Below are 23,323 nucleotides of genomic sequence, written 5' to 3'. Positions count from 1 at the left end.
CGGGCTCCGGGCGGTTTCTGCATCTGCGAATGACCTAAGGCTTTTGCACCTGCGGCGCAATAAGATTTCACATGTATGCCGGTTTCAGACTTAAAATGACCGTCAGGATGTGGCGCCGCAGGCGTCGGCGATCTCGCGCCGCGCTTCGGCCGGGACCACTTCGAATTCCACCCGGTAGAGCCTTTCGCCGCGATCCCAGACCTCGAAGGCCCAGATGCCGGGGATCAGTTCCTGGACCTCGTCGAAACGGAAGAAGACGCTGATCCGGTCGGTGTCGGAAATCGCGGTCGGCCAGGTTTCCGGGGTCTCGCGGCCCGGGCGGAACACCCGCGCCTCGGCCGAGTCGCTGACATAGCCCGGGACGCTGGCGGCCCGCACCCCGAAGGCCAGCCCGAGCGAGGCGGGCACCACGGTCTCGTCGGGCCAGTGGAAGGTGATTTCCTCGCGCGGGACATGCAGCCAGCCCGCGATGGTGCCGGGGGCGGGGGCGCGGTCCATCGCGCGCAGGGCGCAGAAGATGCCCCATTCCAGGCTGTCGATTTCCGGCGCGGCGCCGGGCGGGGCGGGATCGGCCCAGGCGGGCGGGCACAGGGCGATCAGGGCAAGGGAAAGGATCCGGCGCATGGCGGCGATGAAATCACGCCCGCGCGCGCGCCTCAAGCGCGGAAAGCCCGACCCGGGCGGCGGTTCATGCGCCGGGACAGCCGCGCATCTCGACCGCGCCCTTGTCCGAGATCACCGTCACCGTCACGCCCGAGCGGTCCAGCGCGAAGGGCTGGCCCGAGGGCGGCACCAGTTCGGTGACGGCGGTCAGCACGCCGCCCTTGCGCGAGGCGGTGGCTTCCGAGACCCAGACCGAGGGGTCGCCGGTCTCGAAAGCGACGGTCTCGCCTTTGCCCTGGCCCGGCAGCGCGATTGTGGCGGTCAGCCGCAGCCCGTCGGCGATCGGCTCCACATGGCAGGTGATCGAAGTCAGCCCGGCCTCGGCACCGCTGCGGGGCTGCTTTTTCAGCGCGCCCTGGATCAGCGCGTCGGGTGCGCCGGGCCCGTCGATCCCCGCCGCCAGATCCAGCGAGGCGGGCAGGCAGATCTCCTGGCAGATGCCCAGATCCACCTCTGCGGCAAGCCGCATCGGCTGCGAAGGATCGCCTGGCACCAGCTCCACCGGCAGGATCAGCTGGTTGCGATAGCCGATGGTTTGTATCCCGTTGGTCACGAAGACCGAAGGCGCGGGCCAGTGCAGGCGCACCGCCTTGACATTGACCGAGCCGGACCAGTCGAATTGCGGCGGGATGCCGGCATCGCCGGGGCTGCGCCAGTAGGTTTTCCAGCCCGGCGCCAGATCCAGCCGCAGCGCGGCCATATGGGTGCCCTCGGGTGTGGTCCAGCCAGTCAGCACCGAGGCGGCGAGCACCTCGTCCTGGCTGGTGGCGCGGGCCGCAACCCCGGGCAGAAGCACGGCGAGCAGGGCGGAGAGGGCGAGCAGGGCGGGGCGGCGGATCGGGGTCATGGCCCGCAGGATAAGCATCGCCCGCGCCGGGGGAAATCACAACCTGGCGACGACGCGCGTGATGTGGCGCCGCTGCCGCAGAGGGTTTCCCGCGGCCGCTTCGGGGCCGCTCATCGCTGGCGCTCTTCGCTTCGTTTCGCGCGGCGCCTCTTGAGCCGTGGCGCCTGCGGGTCCATGTTGAGGGGGAAAGGTGGCGTGACGATGGAACTTGCGGGCAAGGTGCTGGTTGCGATGCCGGGTATGGCGGATCCCCGTTTTGCCCGGGCGGTGGTGCTGATCTGCGCCCATGGTCCCGACAGCGCCATGGGGCTGATCGTCAACAAACCCTCGCAGGAGCTGGATTTCGGCGGGCTCCTGAAACATCTGGGCATCAGCCCGGGCGCCTCGCGGCGCGAGATCCGCGTGCAATATGGCGGCCCGGTCGAGCGCGGGCGCGGCTTCGTTCTGCATTCCGACGACTGGCGCGGCGCCGATCAGGGCATGATGCAGGTGCCGGGCGGCCTGCGGCTGACCGTGACGCTGGATATCCTGGAGGCCCTGGCCCGGGGCGACGGGCCCGCCCGCGCGCTGCTTGCGCTTGGCTATGCGGGCTGGGGCCCGGGGCAGCTGGAGGGCGAGATCCTCAGGAACGACTGGCTGGTCGCCGATCTGCCGGCGGATCTGCTGTTCGCCGACTCCGACGGGCAGAAATGGGCGCTGGCGCTGAAGCAGATGGGGATCGACCCGCTGACGCTCTCGCCGGTCGCGGGGCGGGCCTGAGGCGCCGGCCCCCTCTCTCATTGTTGCCGATCTGCCATAAATCCCTGCGCTATGACGCGGTTTTGCCACAGATTTCTGTGGCGCAGCGATTCGGGCGCTGCTAAATTTCCCGCATAAAAAGAAAAACGAGCAGGCGAATACAGGCATGACAGCGGGCTCAAGGGCCACGTTCGTCATCTCCTGGTCACAGACGGAAGCGGATGGACTCCGGGCGGTTTCCCCCTCGGCCATCGTCACCGGCGCCACCTGGCGCTGGCTGGGCGAGGCCGTGCGCGTGGATGCGCCGGGGAATATCCTGTTGCTGGAAGGGGCGCAGGGCGAGGCGGATGTGAGGCGGCGCGCGGCATTGATGGTGCAGCGGCTGATCGGAACGGCGGTCGGGCAGGAGAATGCCTCCGGCGACATCGGGGCAGAGCCGGATACATTGCCCGACCAGAGCTTCGTCCTCGGCGACGGGCTCCGGTCCTGGACGGCGACGCTGCTGCCGGTGGCGGGCGGCCGCGGGCATCTGGCGATGTTTCTGGGCGAGATGCCGCCCGCGGGCCGCGATCTCTGGGTGATCCGCAGCCGGATCGCCCCGGCGGCGCCAGACCGCAGCACCGGCGGGGTGATCTGCTTCACCCCCGGCACAAGGATCATGACCCCGACCGGCCCCGAACGGGTGGAGAACCTGCATCCGGGCGATCTGGTCCAGACCCGCGACAACGGCGCGCAGGAGGTGCTCTGGACCGGCAGCCGCCGGATGACCGGCGCGCGGCTCTACGCCATGCCGCATCTGCGCCCGGTGCGGCTGCGCGAGGGCGCGCTCGGCTCCGGGCGGCCGGACGGCGATCTGGTGGTCTCGCCGCAGCACCGGATGCTGGTGAGCGGCCCCGCCGCCCGGGCGCTGTTCAACACCGACGAGGTGCTGGTCGCGGCGGGCGATCTGGTCAACGATCATTCCGTGCTGGTCGATCCGGGCCTGCGCGAGGTGACCTATCACCACCTTCTGCTGGAGCGTCACGAGATCGTCTTCGCCAACGGGCTGGAAACCGAGAGTTTCCACCCCTCGGCGGCGGATCCGGACAGCCTCGACCAGGGCGACCGCGCGCGGCTGACGGCGCTGATGCCGGGCCTTGCCGCCGATCCGATGTGCTATGGCGATTTCGCGCGAAGGATGCTGTCCTCGCCCGAGGCCGCGCTCTTGTGCCATGAGGGCGCGATCTGACAGCGCCCTCCCGATACGCCCGGTTGACTCGGCCCGTGCGGCCTGTATAAGCCGCCCCAAGCTCCCGGGCCATCCGCCCGGGGCTTTTCATTGGTGTTGGCGGCTTCCGCAAGGAATGCCCTGTCGCCGGGCCCGCCCGGAGAGGACAACGCCCTTCAAACCGGCCCGCAACGGGCAACAGAAGGAGATCAGCGATGACCAAACGCACCGCTGCCAAACACAAGATCGACCGCCGCATGGGCGAAAACATCTGGGGCCGCGCCAAGTCGCCGCTCAACAGGCGCGAATACGGCCCGGGCCAGCATGGCCAGCGCCGCAAGGGCAAGATGTCGGACTTCGGCACCCAGCTCCGCGCCAAGCAGAAGCTGAAAGGCTATTACGGCGATCTGACCGAAAAGCAGTTCAAGCGTATCTATGGCGAAGCGCAGCGCGTGACCGGCGACACCGGCGAGAACCTGATCGGCCTGCTGGAGCGCCGCCTCGACGCGCTGGTCTACCGCGCGAAATTCGTGCCGACCATCTTCGCCGCCCGTCAGTTCGTGAACCACGGCCATGTGCTGGTGAACGGCAAGCCGGTCAACATCGCGTCCTACCGCCTGCGCGAGGGTGATGTGGTCTCGGTGCGCGAAAAATCGCGCCAGCTCGCCATCATCGCCGAAGCCATCGCCCTGACCGAGCGCGACGTGCCCGACTATCTGGAAGTCGACACTCAGAAGCTGACCGCGAAATTCGTGCGCACCCCGGCTCTGTCGGATGTGCCCTATCCGGTGCAGATGGAACCGAACCTGGTCGTCGAATTCTATTCGCGCTGATCCGGTCCAGGATTTTTCCCGAAAGGCCGCGCCCCGCTTGCGCGGCCTTTTGCATTTCCCGCCTGCCCTGGTCATTTTCTGTCGCTAAATATCCCGGGGGAGTCCCCGGAACGGGGACGGGGGCAGGGCCCCCTTCCGCCCTTTCCACCCCTTGATTCCGCCTCAGGCCAGGCTATTCCTCACCGCCAGCCGCAACAGGAGCCCCCATGTCCAATCCGGTCGAGAAAGCCTTCGAGAAATCGCTTTTCGCCAGCCGCTGGCTGATGGCGCCGATGTATCTGGGGCTGGTGGTCAGCCTGGTCATGCTGGTTTTCATGTTCGGCCGCGATCTGGTCTGGTACCTGCCCAAACTGATGGAGATGCAGTCCGAGGATGTGATCCTCGTCGCGCTGACGCTGATCGACCTGACGCTCGCCGCCAATCTGGTGCTGATCGTGATGTTCTCGGGCTACGAGAATTTCGTCTCGCGCCTCGATGTCGAGGGCGCCGAGCGGCCCGGCTGGATGGGCAAGGTCGATTTCGGCGGGCTGAAGATGAAGCTGATCGCCTCGATCGTGGCGATTTCGGGGATCTCGCTGCTCAAGCGGTTCATGGCGATCGGCGAGACCCGGGTGCTCAACCCCGACGAGCTGTTCTGGATGGTGGTGATCCATCTGACCTTCGTCTTGTCGGGAGTTCTGATGGCGCTGATGGACTGGTTGCAGGCCAAATCCTACACCAGCCGGAAATAAGCCGACTCGCCTCTGGCTTTGCGGGAAGGCTGCGGCTAGAACGCCTTCGACAGCAGGAGGCCCAGATGTCCGAAGCGATCATTCCGCAACCCGGAATTCTCGATATCGCCCTATACGAAGGCGGTAAGAGCAAGGTCGCGGGTGTGACGAATGTGGTGAAGCTTTCGTCGAACGAGAACCCGTTCGGCGCCTCGGACCGGGCGAAAGAGGCGTTCCAGCGCGCCGTTCACAGCCTCCACCGCTACCCCTCCACCGATCACGCCGGGCTGCGTCAGGCCATCGCCGAGGTGCATGGCCTGGACGCCGGGCGGGTGATCTGCGGCGTGGGCTCGGACGAGATCATCCAGATGCTGGCCCAGGCCTATGCCGGGCCGCGCGACGAGGTGGTCTTCACCGAACACGGTTTCCTGATGTATCGCATCTCGGCGCTGGCCGCCGGCGCCACGCCCGTCGAGGTGCCCGAGCGCGAGCGCGTGACCGATGTGGACGCGATCCTGCGCGCCTGCGGGCCGCGCACGAAACTGGTGTTCATCGCCAATCCGAACAACCCGACCGGCACGATGATCTCGCCCGCCGAGGTCGCGCGGCTGGCCGCCGGTCTGCCGCGCCAGGCGATCCTGGTGCTGGACGGGGCCTATGCCGAATATGTCGAGGATTTCGACGCCGGAAAGGCGCTGGTCGAGGCGCGCGAGAACGTGTTCATGACCCGGACCTTCTCGAAGATCTACGGCCTCGGCGGCCTGCGGATCGGCTGGGGCTACGGGCCGAAACATATCGTCGATGTGCTGAACCGCATCCGTCAGCCGTTCAACCTTTCCACCGCGCAGCTCGACACCGCCGAGGCGGCGGTGCGCGACCAGGACTGGGTGGCGAAATCGCGCGGGGAAAACGCCCGGATGCGGTCCTGGCTTGCGGGCGCACTGGCCGAGGTGGGGGTTCCGTCGGATGTCTCGGCGGCGAATTTCATTCTCGCCCGCTTCGCCAGCGCCGAAGAGGCCGAGGCCTGCGACGCCTGGCTCCAGGGCGAGGGGCTGATCGTGCGCCGCGTCTCGGGTTACAAACTGCCGAACTGCCTGCGCATCACCGTGGGCGACGAGGCGAGCTGCCGCCGCGTGGCCCATGCCGTGACCCAGTTCAAGGCGCAAAGATGAGCCCAGCCTTCCCCCGCGTCGCGCTGATCGGGCTGGGGCTGATCGCCTCTTCCATGGCCCATGCGATGCGGGCGAAGGGGCTGGCGGGCGAGATCACGGGTTACGCGCGCTCAACTGATACCCGCGCCATCGCGCGGGATCTGTTCTGCGACCGGGTGACGGAGACCGCTGCCGAGGCCGTTCGGGACGCCGATCTGGTGGTTCTGGCGGTTCCCGTCGGCGCCATGGGCGGGATCGCGGCGGAAATCGCGCCGCATCTGAAACCGGGCGCCATCGTGACCGATGTCGGCTCGGTCAAGCAGGCGGTGATCGAGGCGGTCAGCCCCCATATCCCCGAGGGGGTGCATTTCATCCCCGGCCATCCGCTGGCGGGGACCGAATATTCCGGCCCGCGCTCGGGTTTCGCGACTTTGTTTGAAAACCGCTGGTGGCTGCTGACGCCGCTGGAAGGCCAGACGCCGGAGCCGCTCGCCCGGCTGCGCGCGCTGCTGGAGGCCATCGGCGCCAATGTCGATGAGATGGACGCGAGGCGCCACGATCTGGTGCTGGCGGTGGTCTCGCACACGCCGCATCTGATCGCCTATACGATGGTGGGGGTGGCCGACCATCTGCGCCGCGTCACCCAGGAGGAAGTGATCAAATATTCCGCCTCGGGGTTTCGCGATTTCACCCGGATCGCGGCCTCGGATCCGACCATGTGGCGCGATGTGTTCCTGACCAACAAGGACGCCGTGCTCGACATCCTCGGCCGCTTCACCGAAGAGCTGTTCATGCTTCAGCGTGAGATCCGCATGGGCGACGGTGAGCAACTTCACGCCTATTTCACCCGCACCCGCGCAATCCGGCGTGGCATTATCGAGGCGGGGCAGGATACTCCGGCGCCGGATTTCGGCCGCGCGCCCGCGGCTGCTCCGGGCAGGACGAAGGCCTGAGACCCGCAAAGGGCAGGGCCGAACGGGGGAAAGGGCCGGGAATGATCGCAAGAGTGCTGGCGGTGCTGATGGTGCTGGCCTCCCCCGCCTTTGCCGAAAGCATGGACCGCTCGCCCCGTCCGCAGGCCAATCCGCGCATGGGGCAGGTCAGCGTCAGCACCTCGACCGCCGCCGCCTCGCCTGCCGCCTCGCCTGCCGTTGCGACAACCGAGGCCTGGCTGCGCCCGAAACCCCGCCCCGCCGCGCTGGAAAAGACCGTGGCCGCGGTGCGCGAAAACGTGGAAGAGAAGAAGAAGGGCAGGGGGCTGAACCTGTTCGGCCTGCGCCCGAAGGAAAAGCCCGAGGTTCAGCTGGTCTCGGCCCCTGCGCCCGCGCCGAAAAAGGACAGGAAGAAGTCGAAAGAGACCGAGACCGTGCGCGGCTCGGTCTGCGGTGTGGCGGCGATCAAAGGCGAGAAGATCGCGCCGATCAAATCGAAGGTCCAGGGCTGCGGGCTCGACGACGGGGTGCGGGTGACTTCGGTTTCCGGGGTGCGGCTGTCGGCGGCGGCGACCATCGACTGCGCCACCGCAAAGGCGCTGAACACCTGGGTCGAACAGGTGGCGCAGCCCGCTTACGGCGGCCAGATCGTCGAATTGCGCATCGCCGGCCATTACGTCTGCCGCCCGCGCAACAACAAGAAGGGCGCAAAGGTCAGCGAACACGGCCGCGGCAAGGCGATCGACATCGCCGGTTTCGTGCTGGCCTCGGGCAAGGTGCAGTCGGTGCTGGGCGGGTTCGACAAGACCATGCGCCGCGCGCATAAGGGCGCCTGCGGCATCTTCGGCACCACGCTCGGCCCCGGCTCGGACGGCTATCACGAAGACCATCTGCATTTCGACACCGCGAACCACGGCAACGGCGCCTATTGCCGCTGATCAGCCCGCCGGAGGCTCGGCCGCGCCCAGTTTCGGCGCCGGGCCAAGCGGCAGCGGGCCAAAGCTCATCCAGCCGTCTTTCAGATCCAGGGGAATGGTCAGCCGGTCGGGCGTGCCGGCCTCGTTCGCCAGCGCGCGCAGCATATTGCCGAGGATCGGCGCCATGCGGGGCTGCACCATGCCGCTGGCCACCAGCAGCGGCGGCAACTGGTTCCAGTTGGTGACGGTCAGCCCGATCCGCCCGGCGGCAAAACCCTGATCGTCGGGCATCAGACGGCCCTGGGCGACCATGGTCAGATCGCCCCAGGTCAGGCTCAGATCGCGCAGTTCGACCGACAAAAGCCGCGGCCGCGTCTCGCCCGCGTGCCGGTCGAGCGGCGCGGAAAGCTCCAGGCTCGCGTCGAAATGAAAGCGGTCGATCACGGCGGGCAGCCGGGTCGCGGGCATGTCCGGCAGATCCACCGCCGCCAGCGCCGCGGTCAGTGCGGGATCGGGGGTGATGCGCTTCGCCTCGATGCCGATGTCATAGACATGCGTGGCCGCCGCATCCGCCGCCGCATCGCGCAGGGCGAGGGCGAGTTCGCCCAGTTGCACCACGCCGCCCGGCGTCGCGTCGATGTTCAGGGAACTGCCGGTCAGCCGGGCCTCGGCCAGCGGCAGATCCATGTCCGGCGCGGCGCGCAGGCTGGCGTGCAGCGCCTCGCTTTCCAGCCGGATCATCCGGTCGGGGGTGGTGATCAGCTGGCTTTGCGGCAGGCCGAGGATCACATGCCAGGGCTTCCAGCTCATCGCGTAAAGCCGCAACGTGCCGCCCTCCCAGGCGATCCGGCCATCAGGGGCGATATAGCGCGGGTTTTCGGCGGTCAGGTCGAACCGGCTGGGAAAGCCCTTCACGCCGAAGCTGTCCATCTCGACGACCGCCCCCGCCGCCCGCTGTTCGGCGATCAGCTTTTCGCTCTGATCCAGGATCAGCGTCCGGCCCGCGAACCACCAGCCGCACCACAGCACCACGAAAAGGCCGAAGATCCCCAGAAGCCAGCGCATTTACAGCCCCCCTTTTCCCGAACGCTCAATCCGTGTTTACAGGGGGGCGAACAGGAGAACCAGCCTTGCAGACGTTGGTGAACGGGCCGCTTTGGGTGTTCGGCTATGGCTCGCTGATCTGGAACCCGGAATTTCCGGTGGCCGAGCGGCGGCTTGCCCGCGTGCGCGGCTGGCGGCGCAGCTTCTGCATGTGGTCGATCCATTACCGCGGCACCGAGGCCGTGCCCGGCCTCGTGCTCGCGCTTGACCGCGACGAGGCGGCGTTCTGCGACGGGGTGGCGCTGCGCGTGGCGCCGGGCGAAGAGGCCGCGACGCTTGCCATGCTGCGCGAGCGGGAACTGGTGTCCTCGGCCTATGTCGAGGTGTCGATGGAGCTTGAGACCGCCGAAGGCGCGGTCAGCGCGCTGGCCTATGTGGTCGATTGCCAGCATGCGCAATATTGCGGCGGGCTGGAGCCAGAGGAACAGGCGCGGATCATCGCGAGCGCCGTGGGCGGGCGCGGGCCGAACCGCGACTACCTGTGGTCCACCACCGCGCATCTGACGGAACTGGGCATCGCGGACCCCGAACTCGACTGGCTGTCCGAGCGGGTGCGCAACCTGGCCCGATAGCACGATCACAACCGGCATCGCGGCGCAGGAATTGATTTTCCCGCCCGGCACAACCTGCTAAGGTCGCGCCAAAGCAGTCACCAGGGCAGGCATCCCCCCTATGCAACGACCCGAGGCGGCGCGGGCAGTGAAGGCGGCGGGCGCCACCTTCAGTCAGCCGATCCGCGCGATTACGAACATGATCATCGTCTGCATCCTGGTGGGTGTGGCGATCTGGTTCCTGCATCGCAGCCTTGCCGATCTGATCATGGGCTCGCATCTGGCGATCAGCGGGCTGATCCTGTTCGTCTTCGGCCTGGGCGTGGTCACCTGCTTCTGGCAGGTCTTCATCCTTGCCCGTTCGGTAAGCTGGATCGAGGGTTACGTCAGTCACCGCCCCGGCGTCGATCAGGCGGCGGCGCCGGTGCTGCTGGCGCCGCTGGCCGCGCTGCTGCGCTCGCGCGCGACGCGGACCATGACGATTTCGGCCTCGTCGGGCCGCACCATCCTCGATTCGGTGGCGCAAAGGATCGACGAGGCGCGCGACATCACCCGCTATCTGGTCAACCTCCTGGTGTTCCTTGGTCTTCTGGGCACGTTCTGGGGGCTGGCGACCACGGTTCCGGCGGTGGTCGACACGATCCGCCACCTGGCGCCCTCGGACGGCGACAGCGGGCTGGACATCTTCACCCGGCTGATGGGCGGGCTGGAAAGCCAGCTCGGCGGCATGGGCACCGCTTTCACCTCGTCGCTTCTGGGCCTTGGCGGCTCGCTGGTGCTGGGGCTGCTGGAACTGTTCGCAGGCCACGGCCAGAACCGCTTTTACCGCGAGCTGGAGGAATGGCTGTCCTCGATCACCCGGATCGGGCTGAGCGAGGGCGACGGCGGCGCCGATCAGTCGGCCGTTGTCCATGTGCTCGATCACATGGCCGGGCAGATGGAGGGCCTGCAATCGCTTTACGTCCAGGCGGATGCGGCGCGATCGGCGATGGAGGGCCGGGTGAACGACCTCGCGACCGCGGTTGAGCGGCTGGCCAGCCGCCTGGGCGAGGGGACCGAGGGCAACGCGCAGACCCTGGCCGCGCTGAACCGGGTGGCCGAGGGGCAGGAGCGCATCACCGCCGCGATCAGCGAGAACCTCGCCGAAAGCGTCGATGCGGAAAGCCGGATGCGGCTGCGCTCGATCGACGTGCAGATGCTGCGGATCCTGGAAGAGATCAGCGCCGGGCGGCAGGAAACCGTGGCCGATCTGCGCCACGATCTTGCGGCCCTGACCATGGCCATCCGCCAGATCTCGCGGCAGATGGCGCCGCCCGGGCCGCGGGAATAGGCCGATGGCACTGTCGAGAAACCGCCGCGATTCCAGCCTGATCTGGCCCGGCTTCGTCGATGCGGTGACGGTTCTTCTGATGGTGATGATCTTCGTGCTGACGATCTTCACCGTCATGCAATCGGTCCTGCGCGAAGAGATCACCACCCAGGACAACGAGCTGACCGCGCTGAACCAACAGGTCGCGGCTTTGTCCGAGGCGCTCGGGCTGGAACGCCGCCGGGTCTCGGATCTGCAAGGCGAGGTCGGGGGCCTGCGGGCCTCGCTGTCCTCCGCGCTGGCCGAGGGGCAGCGCCAGGAGGGCGTGATCGCCGGGCTGCGCGGCGATCTGGCGGCGCGCGAGGGCGAGCTGGCGGATGCCGCGGCGCGGATCACCGGCTTCGAGGCGCAGGTCGCGGCGCTGATCACGGAACGCGACCGGATCACGGCGGATCTGGTCCTGGTGACGGGCGAGCGCGACACGGCGCGGGGCGAGGCCCAGGGGCTGGCGGCCTCGGTCGCCGATCTGGAAGCGGCGAAGGCGCGGCTGATCACCGATGTCGAGGCGGCGCAGCTTGCGCTGGCGGCGGCCCGCGCCGAGATCGACGAAAGCACCGAGGCCGCGCGGCTGGCGGCGGCGCGGCGCGAGGCGCTTGAGGCGCTGGTCGCCGATCTGCGGGCAAAAGGCGAGGCCGACCGCGCCGCGCTGGACGCCGCCCGCACCGAAGTGTCCGAGGCCGAGACGGCGGCGCTCGCTGATGCCGCCGCGCTGGCGGCTTTGCGCGCGAAACTCGAAGGCGCCGACACCGAGATCACCGCCATGACGCTGAAGCTGGAGGCCGAGCGCAAACGCGCCGAAGAGACGCTGACCCTGCTGGCCGCGGCCCGCTCCGACGCGGTGAAAACCGCCGATCAGGGCGAGGCGGCGCTGGCCGCGGCGCAGACCGCGCTGCTGGCCGAGCAGGAAAAGGCGCTCGCCGCCGCGCGCGAGATGGAACTGCTGAACCGCCAGCTTGCGGAACTGCGCAGCCAGCTTGGCGCGCTGCAATCCATCCTGGACGACGCCGAAACGGAACGCGAGGCGTCGAAGGTGCAGCTCGACTCGCTGGGCCGCGATCTGAATGCGGCTCTGGCCCAGGTGGCCGCCGAACAGCGCGCCCGGGCCGAACTGGAAGAGGCCGAGCGCCGCCGGATCGAGGCCGAGAAACTGGATCTGGAGCGCTTCCGCTCGGAGTTTTTCGGCCAGCTTTCGACGCTGCTGTCCGGGCGCGAGGGCGTGCGGGTGGTGGGCGACCGTTTCGTCTTTTCGTCCGAGGTGCTGTTCCGCCCCGGCGCCGCCGATCTGGCGCCCGAAGGCCGCATCCAGATCGCCGGGGTGGTCGAGATCCTGAACGAGATCCGCGGAGAGATTCCCGAGGGCATCGACTGGATCATCCGGGTCGACGGCCATACCGACAACGTGCCCTTGTCGGGGAGTGGCGCCTTTGCCGACAACTGGGAACTCAGCCAGGCCCGCGCGCTGTCGGTGGTGCGCTACATGCAGCACGACCTCGGCTTCCCGCCCGAGCGGCTGGCGGCCACCGGCTTCGGCGAATACCGCCCGGTGGTGGCAGGCGAAACCGAAGCGGCCCGCGCCCAGAACCGCCGGATCGAGCTGAAGCTGACGGAGCGGTAGGGAAGGGGCCCGTTCACCGCCACCTCCAACGCGCGGCCGGGTCGCCGGCTCCGCCTGTCAGCTTTGAAGGTCCGGCACACAGATCTGTTTCAGGGGAATGATCGAGCGATAGCGGGGGGCAAGGCGCGCGTAATGTTCGGGCAGAAGCCCGACAAACTGTTCGCCGTCGATAAGACGCAATTTCGGACGATTGCGCTCCAGCTCTGCCGATTGGCGGCTGAGGGAACCCAGCGTAATGAACAGACCGTATTCTCCCTCACCCAATGTTCCGGGCAACTGATCAACTTCGGGGCGAGGGATCTGATCTGTCTTCCGCTTGCATTGCACTTTGAGAATCGGGGGCTCGAAACCTGGTTTATCGCGATGGGCAATGACATCCACTCCGCCATCGCCCGAGCGTTGAGTGACACGCGCGGTATAGCCGAGGGACTCAAGAAGATGGGCAACAAACTCCTCGAAATCGTAGCCTGACAATTTCGTCATAAGTTGTCGTATCACGAAATCGCCCGTGGTCAGTTCGGCCTGCTGCGAGACTGACACCGTTGCGGTATCGTCGTCAGGAATCACACTCTCGCCGGTGAAGATTGTCTCCTGCGATGCCCCCGCGGCGCCAGCTTTTAAAAGAAATTCCTCGCTGTGTTCACGGATCAGGAAAAGCGTGATATATGCGCCGATTTCGTTCAGCGCGCTCTGGCTGAAATCGTTGCGGGGATAGTGACCGATCCATTCGACCCGGCGGTGGTTCGGATATTCCTCGGGATCGGCGGGGATATGTTCGCAGGCTCCGACAAAACGGCCGATGTTGACCATACGGTCATGCTTCGAGGGGTAAACGACAAAATCACCCTCGCTGATTTCATGTGCAAAACGAAACAGGATGCCCGCGCCAACGGGCGGTTTTCCCCGGGTAATACCGGGCCAGTGCAGCCCTGAGCGTTTCCCGGTCACGATATGCGCAGAGGTCGCCCGTCAGACCCCAGCCGATCGCGACATATCCGTTTTCAATGGGCCGGGCGGCGACGTGTTCGCCCATATGGATGCCCCGGACCCAATGTCATGCCTCTCAATACTGCGGTTCCGATTTCCGGATTCTAAGGCTGCGATGAGACCACATCAAGCCGCACCCCGGCAGGAAGAACCCGGGATGTCGCACAGAGCGGGCAGCGTTCAGAGAGCGCAACGCCGCAAAAGGTGAGCAGGGCGCGGCAGCCGTCAGCCCCTGACCGCGTCTTATGCGCAATGACGCGCCACCCGGGGAGTGGCTCATTTCGCAAAAAGCGAAACCCCCGCCGGAGCGGGGGGTTCAGGTCTTACTCTGCCGTCAGCAGCGGCGGTTTCTGGCTGGCGATCCGGGGCTTGCCCGGCTCCTGGATCTGGAGGTCGATGGCGTCGTCCTTCACCTCCACCCGCACCACGCCGCCCTTTTGCAGTCGCCCGAACAGCAGTTCTTCGGCCAGCGGCTTCTTGATATGCTCCTGGATCACCCGCGCGAGCGGCCGGGCGCCCATCTTGTCGTCATAGCCCTTGTCGGCAAGCCAGACGGCCGCTTCGGGCGACAGTTCGATATGGACGCCGCGGTCGATCAGTTGTGCCTCAAGCTGAAGCACGAACTTCTCGACCACCTGGAGGATCACCTCTTTCGGCAGCGCGCCGAACGAGATCACCGCATCCAGCCGGTTGCGGAATTCGGGCGTGAAGGTGCGCTCGACCGCCACGGTATCCTCGCCGGTGCGCTTTTCGCGGCCGAAGCCGATGGCGGCCTTCTGCATGTCGGACGCGCCCGCGTTCGAGGTCATGATCAGGATCACGTTGCGGAAATCGACCTGGCGGCCGTTGTGGTCGGTCAGCTTGCCGTGGTCCATCACCTGCAACAGGATGTTGTAGACATCCGGATGCGCCTTTTCGATCTCGTCGAGCAAGAGCACGCAATGCGGATGCTGGTCGACACCATCGGTCAGCATCCCGCCCTGGTCGAAACCGACATAGCCCGGAGGCGCGCCGATCAGCCGCGAAACCGCGTGTTTCTCCATATATTCCGACATGTCGAAGCGCAGGAGTTCAACGCCCAGCGTATTCGCGAGCTGCTTCGCCACCTCGGTCTTGCCCACCCCGGTCGGGCCGGTGAACAGATAGTTGCCAATCGGCTTTTCCGGCTCGCGCAACCCGGCACGAGCCAGCTTGATCGAGGCCGCAAGCGCCTCGATGGCCTTGTCCTGGCCGAAGACCAGCCGTTTCAGCGTCCGGTCCAGATCGCGCAGCAGTTCGGCATCGTCTTTCGAGACGCTCTTCGGCGGGATGCGGGCGATCTTGGCCACCACCGCCTCGATCTCGCGGGTGCCGATCTGTTTGCGCCGTTTCGATTCCGGCACCAGATGCTGCGCGGCGCCCGCCTCGTCGATCACGTCGATGGCAGAATCGGGCAGTTTGCGGTCGTTGATGTAGCGCGCCGCCAGTTCCACCGCCGATCTGATCGCGTCATTGGTGTAGCGCAGATCGTGATGCTCCTCGAAATGCGGCTTCAGACCCATCAGGATCTTGATCGCATCGGGGACCGAAGGCTCGTTCACGTCGATCTTCTGGAACCGGCGCGAGAGCGCGCGGTCCTTCTCGAAATGCTGGCGGAATTCCTTGTAGGTCGTGCTTCCCATGCAGCGCAGCTTGCCGCCCTGGAGCGCGGGTTTCAGCAGGTTCGAGGCATCCATCGCCCCGCCCGAGGTGGCGCCCGCGCCGATCACGGTATGGATCTCGTCGATGAACAGGATCGCGTCGGGGTGATCCTCCATCTCCTTGACCACGGCTTTCAGCCGCTCCTCGAAATCGCCGCGGTAGCGGGTGCCCGCGAGCAGCGCGCCCATGTCGAGCGAGAAGATCGTGGCGCCCGAAAGCACCTCGGGCACTTCCTTGCGCACGATCTTCCAGGCCAGCCCCTCGGCGATGGCGGTCTTGCCGACGCCCGGATCGCCCACCAGCAGCGGGTTGTTCTTGCGGCGGCGGCACAGCACCTGGATCGCGCGCTCGACCTCGGATTCGCGGCCGATCAGCGGGTCGACCTCGCCCTTGCGGGCCTTGGTGTTCAGATCGACGCAGTATTTCGACAGCGCGGATTCCTTCGCATCGCCTGCCTCGGCGCGCGGAGTTTCCTGCGGATCGTCCGAGCCCTGGATCGGGCGCGCCTCGCCGAAGGCGGGGTTCTTGGCCACGCCATGAGCGATGAAATTCACCGCGTCGTAGCGGGTCATGTCCTGCTCTTGCAGGAAATATGCCGCGTTGGATTCGCGTTCGGCGAAGATCGCCACCAGCACATTCGCGCCCGTCACCTCGGTGCGGCCCGAGGACTGGACATGGATCGCCGCGCGCTGGATCACGCGCTGGAAGGCGGCGGTCGGCACCGCCTCCGAGCCCTCGACCGAAGTGACCAGCGTCGAGAGATCCTCGTCGATGAAATCGGTCAGGGTCTTGCGCAATTCATCCAGATCGACCGAGCAGGCCTTCATGACGCGGGCGGCGTCGGGTTCGTCGATCAGGGCCAGCAGGAGATGTTCAAGGGTTGCGAGTTCGTGGCGGCGGGCATTGGCCAGCGCCAGCGCACCATGGATGGCTTGTTCAAGCGTGGACGAGAATGACGGCACTTGAGCCTGCTCCTGTTCCTCGGGGCCGGGGGGGCGGGAGGCGCCCTGTCCGACCGTGGCCTCATAAGATTAAAGATCGGTTTTATTCCGCGCACTTCAAGCGCAATCTGACAGCCCGCCCGAATTCTGTCGGCGGATTGCAGGAAAGTGATACCCGCCCGCGCGTCCCGCCTCAGAACCTGTCCTTGCGGGCACGGATTTCCGCAAAGACCAGGGCGTCGGGGGCGTCCGGCATCCCCACGGCGGCCTTCATGCCCGCGAGATGCGCGCGCAGGAAGGGGTTGGTCGCCAGTTCTTCGGCAAGCGTCGAGGGCATCGGCAGGCGGCCTTCGCGGCGCAGCCTTTCCAGCCCTTCGATACGCAAGATAAGCGCGGGATTGTCCGGTTCAAGACTGGCGGCGAAACGCAGATTGCCGTCGAGATAGTCATGGCCCGAGCCGATCAGCGTTTCCGGCGGCAGCGCGGCCAGCTTTTGCAGGCTGTGCCACATCTGATCCGCGCTGCCCTCGAACAGCCGCCCGCAGCCCGCGGCCATCAGGCTGTCGGCGGTGAAGACCATCTTCGACTGCGGGAAATGAAAGGCGATATGGCCCAGGGTATGGCCGGGCACGTCGATCACCACGCCCTCTTCGGGGCCGATCTGCACGCGGTCACCCTCACGCAGCGCGCGGTCCGGCGCGGGCAGGCGGTGGCGGTCGGCCTCCGCGCCCAGCACCTGTGCGCCGGTCGCGGCGCGGATCTCGTCCACCGCCTGGATATGGTCGGCGTGGTGATGGGTGATCAGGATCTGGTGCAGGCTCCAGCCGCGCGCCTTCAGCGCCGCCAGGATGGGCCCGGCCTCGGGCGCGTCGATCAGCGCGGTCTCGCCTGAACCCGCGTCATGCAGCAGAAAGGCGAAATTGTCCGCAAGGCAGGGGATGGTGACGAGTTCGAGGGCCATGGTCTTTCCTTTCCGCGCCGTTAAGATACCCCAGCATCGCCCGAAGGAGGCCCCCGCCGCAATGCACCTCGACGTGCAGGATCTGCGAGACTTCTATTACCGCACCCAGTTGGGGCGGGTGGCGCAGCGTGCGATCCGCGATCAGCTCACGCGGCTGTGGACGCCCGCGCCGGGGCAGACGGTGGCGGGTTTCGGCTTTGCGGTGCCGTTGTTGCGGCCCTGGCTGAGCGAGGCGCGCCGCGTGATCGGGCTGATGCCGGGGCCGCAGGGGGTGATGCCCTGGCCCGCGGGGATGCCCAATGTCTCGGTCCTGTGCGAGGACACCGCCTGGCCGGTGCCCACCGGGCTGGTGGACCGGCTTGCGCTGATGCACGGGCTGGAGACCAGCGAACAGCCCTCGGCGGTGCTGGAGGAGGCGCATCGCGTGCTCGGCCCCGGCGGGCGGGCGGTCTTCGTGGTGCCGAACCGCTCGGGCCTCTGGGCGCGCAGGGACGGCACGCCCTTCGGCTACGGCCGGCCCTATTCCGGCGCGCAGCTTGAGGCGCAGCTGCGCCGCCACGGTTTCACCCCCGAGCGCAGCGTGACCGTGCTGCATGCGCCGCCCAGCCAGGCGCCGTTCTGGCTGCGCACCGCCGATCTGTGGGAGGGGCTGGGCCGCCGCCTGCCCTGGCTGTCCGGCGGCGTGCTGATGGTCGAGGCGACGAAACAGGTCTACGCCCCCACCCGTGGCGGGCTGAAGGCGGTGGTGACGCGGCCGCTGAAGGTGCTGGAAGGGGTGCGCGGCGGCTCGGCCGAGCCGGCGATGAACCAGGTGCCGCACCGGCGGGGCGGGCGCCCCGGGCCTGCCGGCTGAGGGGAGGCGGCCCGCCAGTGCCGCCGTAAGGCGCGGGGCCGCGGCACTCTGGCATGGCTTTTGCTTTTCCCGCCGGATTGCCGTGCGAATTGTCCGGCGCTAACGTGATTCTGCCCGAACGGGTAGCTCCTGCGTCATTCTGGCGCATGGGGCTGCTGCATAGAGTCGCAATCCCTTCGGGCAGGTGCTGAGCCACCTGCTTCCCTGGTGAAACCCTCACGAAACCGCGACCGACGAGGTTGCGGGGTGTTCCGCCCTCTGCTAAGGACGCCCGCGAACAGCGGGATACAAAGGCCTCTTTGTCCATGGCGCGTGACCTGATCGCAGGCGCCGGTGGGCGGGTAAGGTGAGGCCGCAGGAATGGGAAGGACGACCGTGGCGGAACCAGCTTCGATCTCTCAGGGCATTGCCGCGCGATATGCCACCGCGCTTTTCGATCTGGCGAAAGAAGGGGGCGCGCTGGCGGCCATCGAGGCTGACGCCGCCCAGCTGAAAGAGGCCCTTGCCGGCTCGCCCGAGCTGAACGCGCTGATCGCCTCGCCGGTGGTCGTGCGCGCCGACCAGGCCCGCGCCCTGGCGGCGGTGGGCAAGGCGATGGGGCTGAACGCGCTGACCGTGAACACGCTGGCGCTGATGGCCGACAAGCGCCGTCTGTTCGTCCTGCCGCAATTCCTGGCCGTTCTGGGCGATCTGATCGCCGAAGAAAAGGGCGAGGTCACCGCCGAGGTCACCGCCGCCACCAAACTGACGGCAGCCCAGGCGAAGAAACTTGCCGAGACGCTGAAGGCCCGCGTCGGCAAGACCGTCAAACTGAACACCACTGTCGATGAAAGCCTCATCGGCGGACTTATCGTCAAGCTGGGCTCGGTCATGATCGACACGTCGGTCAGATCGAAGCTCGCTTCTCTCCAGAATGTCATGAAAGAGGTTGGGTGATGGGAATCCAGGCTGCTGAGATCTCTGCGATCCTGAAAGAGCAGATCAAGAACTTCGGCAAGGACGCTGAAGTGGCCGAAATCGGCCGCGTGCTGTCGGTCGGCGACGGGATCGCCCGCGTTTACGGACTGGACAACATCCAGGCCGGCGAGATGGTGGAATTCCCCGGCGGCATCCGCGGCATGGCGCTGAACCTGGAAGTCGACAACGTCGGCGTCGTGATCTTCGGTTCCGACCAGGACATCAAGGAAGGCGATACCGTCAAGCGCACCAAATCCATCGTGGACGTGCCGGCTGGTGACGCGCTTCTGGGTCGCGTGGTCGACGGTCTCGGCAACCCGATCGACGGCAAGGGCCCGATCGCGGCCTCCGAGCGCCGCGTGGCCGACGTGAAGGCCCCCGGCATCATTCCGCGCAAATCGGTGCATGAGCCGATGGCGACCGGCCTCAAGGCCATCGACGCCATGATCCCGGTTGGCCGCGGCCAGCGCGAGCTGATCATCGGCGACCGTCAGACCGGCAAGACCGCCGTGGCGCTCGACACCATCCTGAACCAGAAGAGCTACAACGAAGCCGCCGGCGACGACGAGTCGAAGAAGCTCTACTGCATCTATGTGGCTATCGGTCAGAAGCGTTCGACCGTGGCGCAGCTGGTGAAGAAACTCGAAGAGACCGGCGCGCTGGCTTACACCATCGTTGTGGCCGCGACCGCGTCCGACCCGGCTCCGCTGCAATACCTGGCGCCCTATTCGGCGACCGCCATGGCGGAATTCTTCCGCGACAATGGTCGTCACGCCCTGATCATCTATGATGACCTGTCGAAACAGGCCGTGGCTTACCGTCAGATGTCGCTGCTGCTGCGCCGCCCGCCGGGCCGCGAAGCCTATCCGGGCGACGTGTTCTACCTGCACTCCCGCCTGCTGGAGCGTTCGTCGAAACTGAACGAGGACTTCGGCGCCGGTTCGCTGACCGCTCTGCCGGTGATCGAAACCCAGGGCGGCGACGTCTCGGCCTTCATCCCGACCAACGTGATCTCGATCACCGACGGCCAGATCTTCCTTGAGACCGAACTGTTCTACCAGGGCATCCGTCCGGCGGTGAACACCGGCCTCTCGGTTTCCCGCGTGGGTTCCTCGGCGCAGACCAACTCGATGAAGACCGTGGCCGGCCCGGTGAAACTGTCGCTCGCCCAGTATCGCGAGATGGCGGCCTTCGCCCAGTTCGGCTCCGACCTCGACGCTTCGACCCAGGCGCTGCTGAACCGTGGTGCCCGTCTGACCGAGCTGATGAAACAGCCGCAATATTCGCCGCTGACCAACGCCGAAATCGTGGCGGTGATCTATGCCGGCACCGCGGGCTTCCTCGACAAGGTGGCGGTGAAGGATGTCGGCCGGTTCGAGCAGGGGCTGCTGGCTTACCTGCGCGGCCCGCGCAAGGACATCCTCGACTGGATCACCTCGGCCGATCCGAAGATCAAAGGCGCTGACGAAGAGAAGCTGAAGACCGCTATCGCCGAATTCGCCAAAGATTTCGCATAAGAGCCCTGAGGAGATCGGCAGATGCCCAGCCTTAAGGACCTTAAAAACCGGATCAACAGCGTCAAGAACACGCGGAAGATCACCAAGGCGATGCAGATGGTCGCCGCCGCGAAACTGCGCCGCGCGCAGGAAGCGGCGGAGGCCGGTCGCCCTTATGCCGAGCGGATGAACGCGGTCATGGCCTCGCTCGCCGCCGGCGTGGCCGGATCGGAAGGCGCGCCGCGCCTTCTGGCCGGCTCCGGCAAGGATCAGACCCATCTTCTGGTGGTGATGACGGCCGAGCGCGGGCTTTGCGGCGGCTTCAACTCGTCGATCGCCAAACTGGCGCGGAACCACGCGCAGGAACTGGCGGCGGCGGGCAAGACGGTGAAGATCCTCACCGTCGGCAAGAAGGGCCGCGAGCAGCTGAAACGCGACTGGGGCCATGCCTTCGTCGGCCATGTCGACCTGAGCGAGGTCAAGCGCATCGGCTATGCCAATGCCGCGGCGGTCGCGCGCCAGGTGACGGCGGCTTTCGACGGCGGCGAGGCCGATGTGGTCACGATCTTCTACTCGCGCTTCCAGTCGGTGATCAGCCAGATCCCGACCGCCACCCAGATCATCCCGGCGAAGTTCGAGGAAGGCGCCGCGACCAGCGCGCTTTACGATTACGAGCCGACCGAAGAGGTGATCCTCGCCGATCTTCTGCCGCGCAATGTGGCGACGCAGATCTTCACCGCTCTCCTTGAAAACGGCGCCTCGGAGCAGGGCGCGCGGATGTCCGCGATGGACAACGCGACGCGCAACGCGGGCGACATGATCAACAAGCTGACGATCCAGTTCAACCGGAGCCGTCAGGCCGCGATCACCAAGGAACTCATCGAAATCATCTCGGGCGCCGAGGCGCTCTGACGAACCCGGAGAATTCAGACAATGGCAAGAGCACCGAAAGCCGCTGCCGCCGGCGGCAAGGTCACCCAGGTCATCGGCGCGGTCGTGGACGTTCAGTTCGAGGGCGCGCTTCCCGCGATCCTCAACGCGCTGGAAACCGAGAACAACGGCAAACCGCTGGTCCTTGAAGTGGCCCAGCACCTGGGCGAGAACACCGTCCGCACCGTGGCTATGGACGCGACCGAGGGTCTGGTCCGCGGCGCCCCGGTGAAAGATCTCGGCGCCCCGATCTCGATGCCGGTCGGCACCGCGACGCTCGGCCGCATCCTGAACGTGATCGGCGAGCCGGTGGACGAAAAAGGCCCGGTCAACACCGAAACCCGCCGCGCGATCCACGCGCCCGCCCCGGCCTTTGAACAACAATCGACCGCGACCGAGATCCTTGTGACCGGTATCAAGGTCATCGACCTGCTGGCGCCTTACACCAAAGGCGGCAAGATCGGCCTGTTCGGCGGCGCCGGCGTGGGCAAGACCGTTCTGATCATGGAACTGATCAACAACATCGCGAAAGTGCACTCGGGTGTGTCCGTGTTCGCCGGTGTGGGCGAGCGGACCCGTGAAGGCAACGACCTTTACCACGAGATGATCGAATCGGGCGTTATCGTTCCCGACGATCTGGAAAAGTCGAAAATCGCCCTTGTTTACGGCCAGATGAACGAGCCCCCGGGCGCCCGGATGCGGATCGCCCTGTCGGGCCTGACGCTGGCCGAGCAGTTCCGCGACGAGACCGGCGCCGACGTGCTGTTCTTCGTGGACAACATCTTCCGCTTCACCCAGGCCGGTTCGGAAGTCTCGGCTCTGCTGGGTCGTATCCCCTCCGCCGTGGGCTATCAGCCGACGCTGGCGACCGATATGGGCGCGATGCAGGAACGCATCACCTCGACCAAGAACGGCTCGATCACCTCGGTGCAGGCCGTCTACGTTCCGGCAGACGACCTGACCGACCCGGCGCCGGCAACCTCGTTCGCCCACCTCGACGCGACGACCGTGCTTGACCGTGCGATCTCGGAAAAAGGCATCTACCCGGCTGTGGATCCGCTGGGTTCGACCTCGCGTCTGCTGGACCCGCTGGTCATCGGCGAAGAGCATTACGGCGTGGCGACCTCGGTGCAGCGCATCCTGCAGAAATACAAATCCTTGCAGGACATCATCGCCATCCTCGGCATGGACGAACTGTCGGAAGACGACAAGCTGACGGTGGCCCGCGCCCGCAAGATCGAGCGTTTCCTTTCGCAGCCGTTCGACGTGGCGAAAGTCTTCACCGGCTCGGACGGCGTTCAGGTTCCGCTGGAGAAAACCATCGCTTCGTTCAAAGCGGTTGTGGCCGGCGAATATGACCACCTGCCGGAAGCCGCCTTCTACATGGTCGGCGATATCGAAGAAGTGAAGGCCAAGGCTGCCAAACTCGCCGCGGCTGCGGCGTAAGGGGGCGTAAATGGCAGGCAATCTGCAATTCGACCTGGTGAGCCCCGAGCGGAAACTGGCCTCGGTCCCTGCGACCGAAGTGCAGATCCCCGGTGCCGAGGGCGATATGACGGCGATGGAGGGGCACAGCCCCACCATCACCACCCTGCGTCCGGGCGTCCTGCGCGCAGTCACCGCCGCAGGCGTGCAAAGCTTCGTGGTGACCGGCGGCTTCGCCGATATCTCGCCGGCCAGCGTCACCGTTCTGGCGGAACGCGCGATCCCGGTCGCCGAAGCGACTCCGGCGGTGCTGGACGAACTGCTGGCCGAGGCCCGCGCCGAGGCCGCGGCGGCACTGCCCGCCGACAAGGCCCAGGCCGAAAAGACCGTCAATGACGTGGCCGCGCTGCGCGAGGCCGTGCTGAAGCACTGAGGTCAGGCGGAAACGCAGAAGCC

At 66.7% G+C, this 23,323-nt stretch carries 22 protein-coding genes; 16 read left to right on the top strand and 6 right to left on the bottom strand.

Features of this window, described 5'->3' with window-relative positions:
• Positions 1-102 precede the first annotated feature (102 nt).
• Both XINFAN_RS08005 and XINFAN_RS08000 read right to left on the bottom strand, forming a co-directional pair.
• Complete coding sequence (locus XINFAN_RS08005) at positions 103-660, bottom strand: DUF3859 domain-containing protein (RefSeq protein WP_124085971.1); 558 nt, start codon at positions 658-660, stop codon at positions 103-105.
• 28 nt (positions 661-688) lie between these two features.
• Positions 689-1,528, bottom strand: coding sequence for a protein-disulfide reductase DsbD domain-containing protein (locus tag XINFAN_RS08000; protein ID WP_124085970.1), 840 nt, complete (start codon positions 1,526-1,528; stop codon positions 689-691).
• Positions 1,529-1,711: 183 nt separating this feature from the next.
• Between XINFAN_RS08000 and XINFAN_RS07995 the strand changes: the two genes are divergently transcribed.
• The 7 genes from XINFAN_RS07995 to XINFAN_RS07965 all read left to right on the top strand — a co-directional run bounded on the left by XINFAN_RS07995 (position 1,712) and on the right by XINFAN_RS07965 (position 8,019).
• Positions 1,712-2,269 carry a YqgE/AlgH family protein gene (locus XINFAN_RS07995; RefSeq protein ID WP_124086020.1) on the top strand — a complete coding sequence of 186 codons (558 nt, stop codon included), beginning with the start codon at positions 1,712-1,714 and terminating at the stop codon, positions 2,267-2,269.
• Between the two features lie 145 nt (positions 2,270-2,414).
• A complete protein-coding gene (locus XINFAN_RS07990) occupies positions 2,415-3,476 on the top strand; it encodes a Hint domain-containing protein (protein WP_124085969.1) in 1,062 nt (353 codons plus the stop codon).
• A 194-nt stretch (positions 3,477-3,670) separates the two neighbouring features.
• Positions 3,671-4,288 (top strand): 30S ribosomal protein S4, encoded by a 618-nt coding sequence (rpsD, locus tag XINFAN_RS07985; RefSeq protein ID WP_124085968.1) that lies wholly within the window; start codon positions 3,671-3,673, stop codon positions 4,286-4,288.
• A 206-nt stretch (positions 4,289-4,494) separates the two neighbouring features.
• Complete coding sequence (locus XINFAN_RS07980; protein WP_124085967.1) at positions 4,495-5,019, top strand: TIGR00645 family protein; 525 nt, start codon at positions 4,495-4,497, stop codon at positions 5,017-5,019.
• Between the two features lie 65 nt (positions 5,020-5,084).
• Positions 5,085-6,170, top strand: coding sequence for a histidinol-phosphate transaminase (hisC, locus tag XINFAN_RS07975; RefSeq protein ID WP_124085966.1), 1,086 nt, complete (start codon positions 5,085-5,087; stop codon positions 6,168-6,170).
• The gene (locus XINFAN_RS07970) at positions 6,167-7,102 is read left to right on the top strand and encodes a prephenate/arogenate dehydrogenase family protein (protein ID WP_124085965.1); all 936 of its coding nucleotides are present in this window, start codon (positions 6,167-6,169) and stop codon (positions 7,100-7,102) included. The genes hisC and XINFAN_RS07970 overlap by 4 nt, the downstream gene beginning before the upstream one ends.
• Before the next feature lie 41 nt (positions 7,103-7,143).
• Positions 7,144-8,019 carry an extensin-like domain-containing protein gene (locus tag XINFAN_RS07965; RefSeq protein ID WP_124085964.1) on the top strand — a complete coding sequence of 292 codons (876 nt, stop codon included), beginning with the start codon at positions 7,144-7,146 and terminating at the stop codon, positions 8,017-8,019.
• Here XINFAN_RS07965 and XINFAN_RS07960 read toward each other — a convergent pair whose 3' ends face one another.
• Positions 8,020-9,063 (bottom strand): DUF2125 domain-containing protein, encoded by a 1,044-nt coding sequence (locus XINFAN_RS07960; RefSeq protein ID WP_124085963.1) that lies wholly within the window; start codon positions 9,061-9,063, stop codon positions 8,020-8,022.
• A 65-nt stretch (positions 9,064-9,128) separates the two neighbouring features.
• Here XINFAN_RS07960 and XINFAN_RS07955 point away from each other — a divergent pair, with 65 nt between their 5' ends.
• The 3 genes from XINFAN_RS07955 (at position 9,129) to XINFAN_RS07945 (ending at position 12,637) form a co-directional block, all read left to right on the top strand.
• On the top strand, positions 9,129-9,674 hold the full coding sequence (locus tag XINFAN_RS07955) for a gamma-glutamylcyclotransferase (RefSeq protein ID WP_233352168.1): 546 nt from the start codon (positions 9,129-9,131) through the stop codon (positions 9,672-9,674).
• A gap of 100 nt (positions 9,675-9,774) precedes the next feature.
• Complete coding sequence (locus XINFAN_RS07950) at positions 9,775-10,983, top strand: biopolymer transporter ExbB (protein ID WP_124085962.1); 1,209 nt, start codon at positions 9,775-9,777, stop codon at positions 10,981-10,983.
• Between the two features lie 4 nt (positions 10,984-10,987).
• The gene (locus XINFAN_RS07945; protein WP_124085961.1) at positions 10,988-12,637 is read left to right on the top strand and encodes a peptidoglycan -binding protein; all 1,650 of its coding nucleotides are present in this window, start codon (positions 10,988-10,990) and stop codon (positions 12,635-12,637) included.
• Positions 12,638-12,694: 57 nt separating this feature from the next.
• On the opposite strand, the gene XINFAN_RS07940 is transcribed toward XINFAN_RS07945, so the two are convergent.
• The 3 genes from XINFAN_RS07940 to gloB all read right to left on the bottom strand — a co-directional run bounded on the left by XINFAN_RS07940 (position 12,695) and on the right by gloB (position 17,206).
• Entirely contained in the window at positions 12,695-13,585 is an 891-nt protein-coding gene (locus tag XINFAN_RS07940) for a restriction endonuclease (RefSeq protein ID WP_199286383.1), read from the bottom strand.
• A 362-nt stretch (positions 13,586-13,947) separates the two neighbouring features.
• Positions 13,948-16,266, bottom strand: coding sequence for an ATP-dependent Clp protease ATP-binding subunit ClpA (gene clpA / locus XINFAN_RS07935; protein ID WP_124085960.1), 2,319 nt, complete (start codon positions 16,264-16,266; stop codon positions 13,948-13,950).
• A 172-nt stretch (positions 16,267-16,438) separates the two neighbouring features.
• Positions 16,439-17,206: a hydroxyacylglutathione hydrolase gene (gene gloB, locus XINFAN_RS07930; RefSeq protein WP_124085959.1), complete on the bottom strand. Its 768-nt coding sequence runs from the start codon at positions 17,204-17,206 to the stop codon at positions 16,439-16,441.
• Positions 17,207-17,267: 61 nt separating this feature from the next.
• On the opposite strand from gloB, the gene XINFAN_RS07925 reads away from it, so the two are divergent.
• The 6 genes from XINFAN_RS07925 (at position 17,268) to XINFAN_RS07900 (ending at position 23,300) form a co-directional block, all read left to right on the top strand.
• Positions 17,268-18,059, top strand: a complete 792-nt coding sequence (locus XINFAN_RS07925; RefSeq protein WP_124085958.1) for a class I SAM-dependent methyltransferase — start codon at positions 17,268-17,270, stop codon at positions 18,057-18,059.
• A 375-nt stretch (positions 18,060-18,434) separates the two neighbouring features.
• Entirely contained in the window at positions 18,435-18,995 is a 561-nt protein-coding gene (locus XINFAN_RS07920; RefSeq protein WP_124086017.1) for a F0F1 ATP synthase subunit delta, read from the top strand.
• On the top strand, positions 18,995-20,533 hold the full coding sequence (gene atpA / locus XINFAN_RS07915; protein WP_124085957.1) for a F0F1 ATP synthase subunit alpha: 1,539 nt from the start codon (positions 18,995-18,997) through the stop codon (positions 20,531-20,533). The genes XINFAN_RS07920 and atpA overlap by 1 nt, the downstream gene beginning before the upstream one ends.
• Before the next feature lie 21 nt (positions 20,534-20,554).
• The gene (locus XINFAN_RS07910) at positions 20,555-21,424 is read left to right on the top strand and encodes a F0F1 ATP synthase subunit gamma (RefSeq protein WP_124085956.1); all 870 of its coding nucleotides are present in this window, start codon (positions 20,555-20,557) and stop codon (positions 21,422-21,424) included.
• Between the two features lie 21 nt (positions 21,425-21,445).
• Entirely contained in the window at positions 21,446-22,888 is a 1,443-nt protein-coding gene (gene atpD, locus XINFAN_RS07905; RefSeq protein ID WP_124085955.1) for a F0F1 ATP synthase subunit beta, read from the top strand.
• A gap of 10 nt (positions 22,889-22,898) precedes the next feature.
• On the top strand, positions 22,899-23,300 hold the full coding sequence (locus tag XINFAN_RS07900) for a F0F1 ATP synthase subunit epsilon (RefSeq protein ID WP_124085954.1): 402 nt from the start codon (positions 22,899-22,901) through the stop codon (positions 23,298-23,300).
• Positions 23,301-23,323 lie beyond the last annotated feature (23 nt).

Source organism: Pseudogemmobacter humi, assembly GCF_900609055.1.
In the GTDB taxonomy this organism is placed as follows: Bacteria; Pseudomonadota; Alphaproteobacteria; order Rhodobacterales; family Rhodobacteraceae; genus Pseudogemmobacter; species Pseudogemmobacter humi.
This window is presented reverse-complemented; position numbering and strand designations above follow the sequence as displayed.

What these genes read in the sequence shown, in the direction of transcription:
- XINFAN_RS07960 (WP_124085963.1), bottom strand. Translation starts at nt 9,063, where the DNA reads ATGCGCTGGCTTCTGGGGATCTTCGGCCTTTTCGTGGTGCTGTGGTGC.
- hisC (WP_124085966.1), top strand. Translation starts at nt 5,085, where the DNA reads ATGTCCGAAGCGATCATTCCGCAACCCGGAATTCTCGATATCGCCCTA.
- XINFAN_RS07970 (WP_124085965.1), top strand. Translation starts at nt 6,167, where the DNA reads ATGAGCCCAGCCTTCCCCCGCGTCGCGCTGATCGGGCTGGGGCTGATC.
- XINFAN_RS07965 (WP_124085964.1), top strand. Translation starts at nt 7,144, where the DNA reads ATGATCGCAAGAGTGCTGGCGGTGCTGATGGTGCTGGCCTCCCCCGCC.
- atpA (WP_124085957.1), top strand. Translation starts at nt 18,995, where the DNA reads ATGGGAATCCAGGCTGCTGAGATCTCTGCGATCCTGAAAGAGCAGATC.
- atpD (WP_124085955.1), top strand. Translation starts at nt 21,446, where the DNA reads ATGGCAAGAGCACCGAAAGCCGCTGCCGCCGGCGGCAAGGTCACCCAG.
- XINFAN_RS08000 (WP_124085970.1), bottom strand. Translation starts at nt 1,528, where the DNA reads ATGCTTATCCTGCGGGCCATGACCCCGATCCGCCGCCCCGCCCTGCTC.
- gloB (WP_124085959.1), bottom strand. Translation starts at nt 17,206, where the DNA reads ATGGCCCTCGAACTCGTCACCATCCCCTGCCTTGCGGACAATTTCGCC.
- XINFAN_RS07995 (WP_124086020.1), top strand. Translation starts at nt 1,712, where the DNA reads ATGGAACTTGCGGGCAAGGTGCTGGTTGCGATGCCGGGTATGGCGGAT.
- XINFAN_RS07900 (WP_124085954.1), top strand. Translation starts at nt 22,899, where the DNA reads ATGGCAGGCAATCTGCAATTCGACCTGGTGAGCCCCGAGCGGAAACTG.
- XINFAN_RS07910 (WP_124085956.1), top strand. Translation starts at nt 20,555, where the DNA reads ATGCCCAGCCTTAAGGACCTTAAAAACCGGATCAACAGCGTCAAGAAC.
- XINFAN_RS07945 (WP_124085961.1), top strand. Translation starts at nt 10,988, where the DNA reads ATGGCACTGTCGAGAAACCGCCGCGATTCCAGCCTGATCTGGCCCGGC.
- XINFAN_RS07950 (WP_124085962.1), top strand. Translation starts at nt 9,775, where the DNA reads ATGCAACGACCCGAGGCGGCGCGGGCAGTGAAGGCGGCGGGCGCCACC.
- rpsD (WP_124085968.1), top strand. Translation starts at nt 3,671, where the DNA reads ATGACCAAACGCACCGCTGCCAAACACAAGATCGACCGCCGCATGGGC.
- XINFAN_RS07925 (WP_124085958.1), top strand. Translation starts at nt 17,268, where the DNA reads ATGCACCTCGACGTGCAGGATCTGCGAGACTTCTATTACCGCACCCAG.
- XINFAN_RS07990 (WP_124085969.1), top strand. Translation starts at nt 2,415, where the DNA reads ATGACAGCGGGCTCAAGGGCCACGTTCGTCATCTCCTGGTCACAGACG.
- XINFAN_RS07980 (WP_124085967.1), top strand. Translation starts at nt 4,495, where the DNA reads ATGTCCAATCCGGTCGAGAAAGCCTTCGAGAAATCGCTTTTCGCCAGC.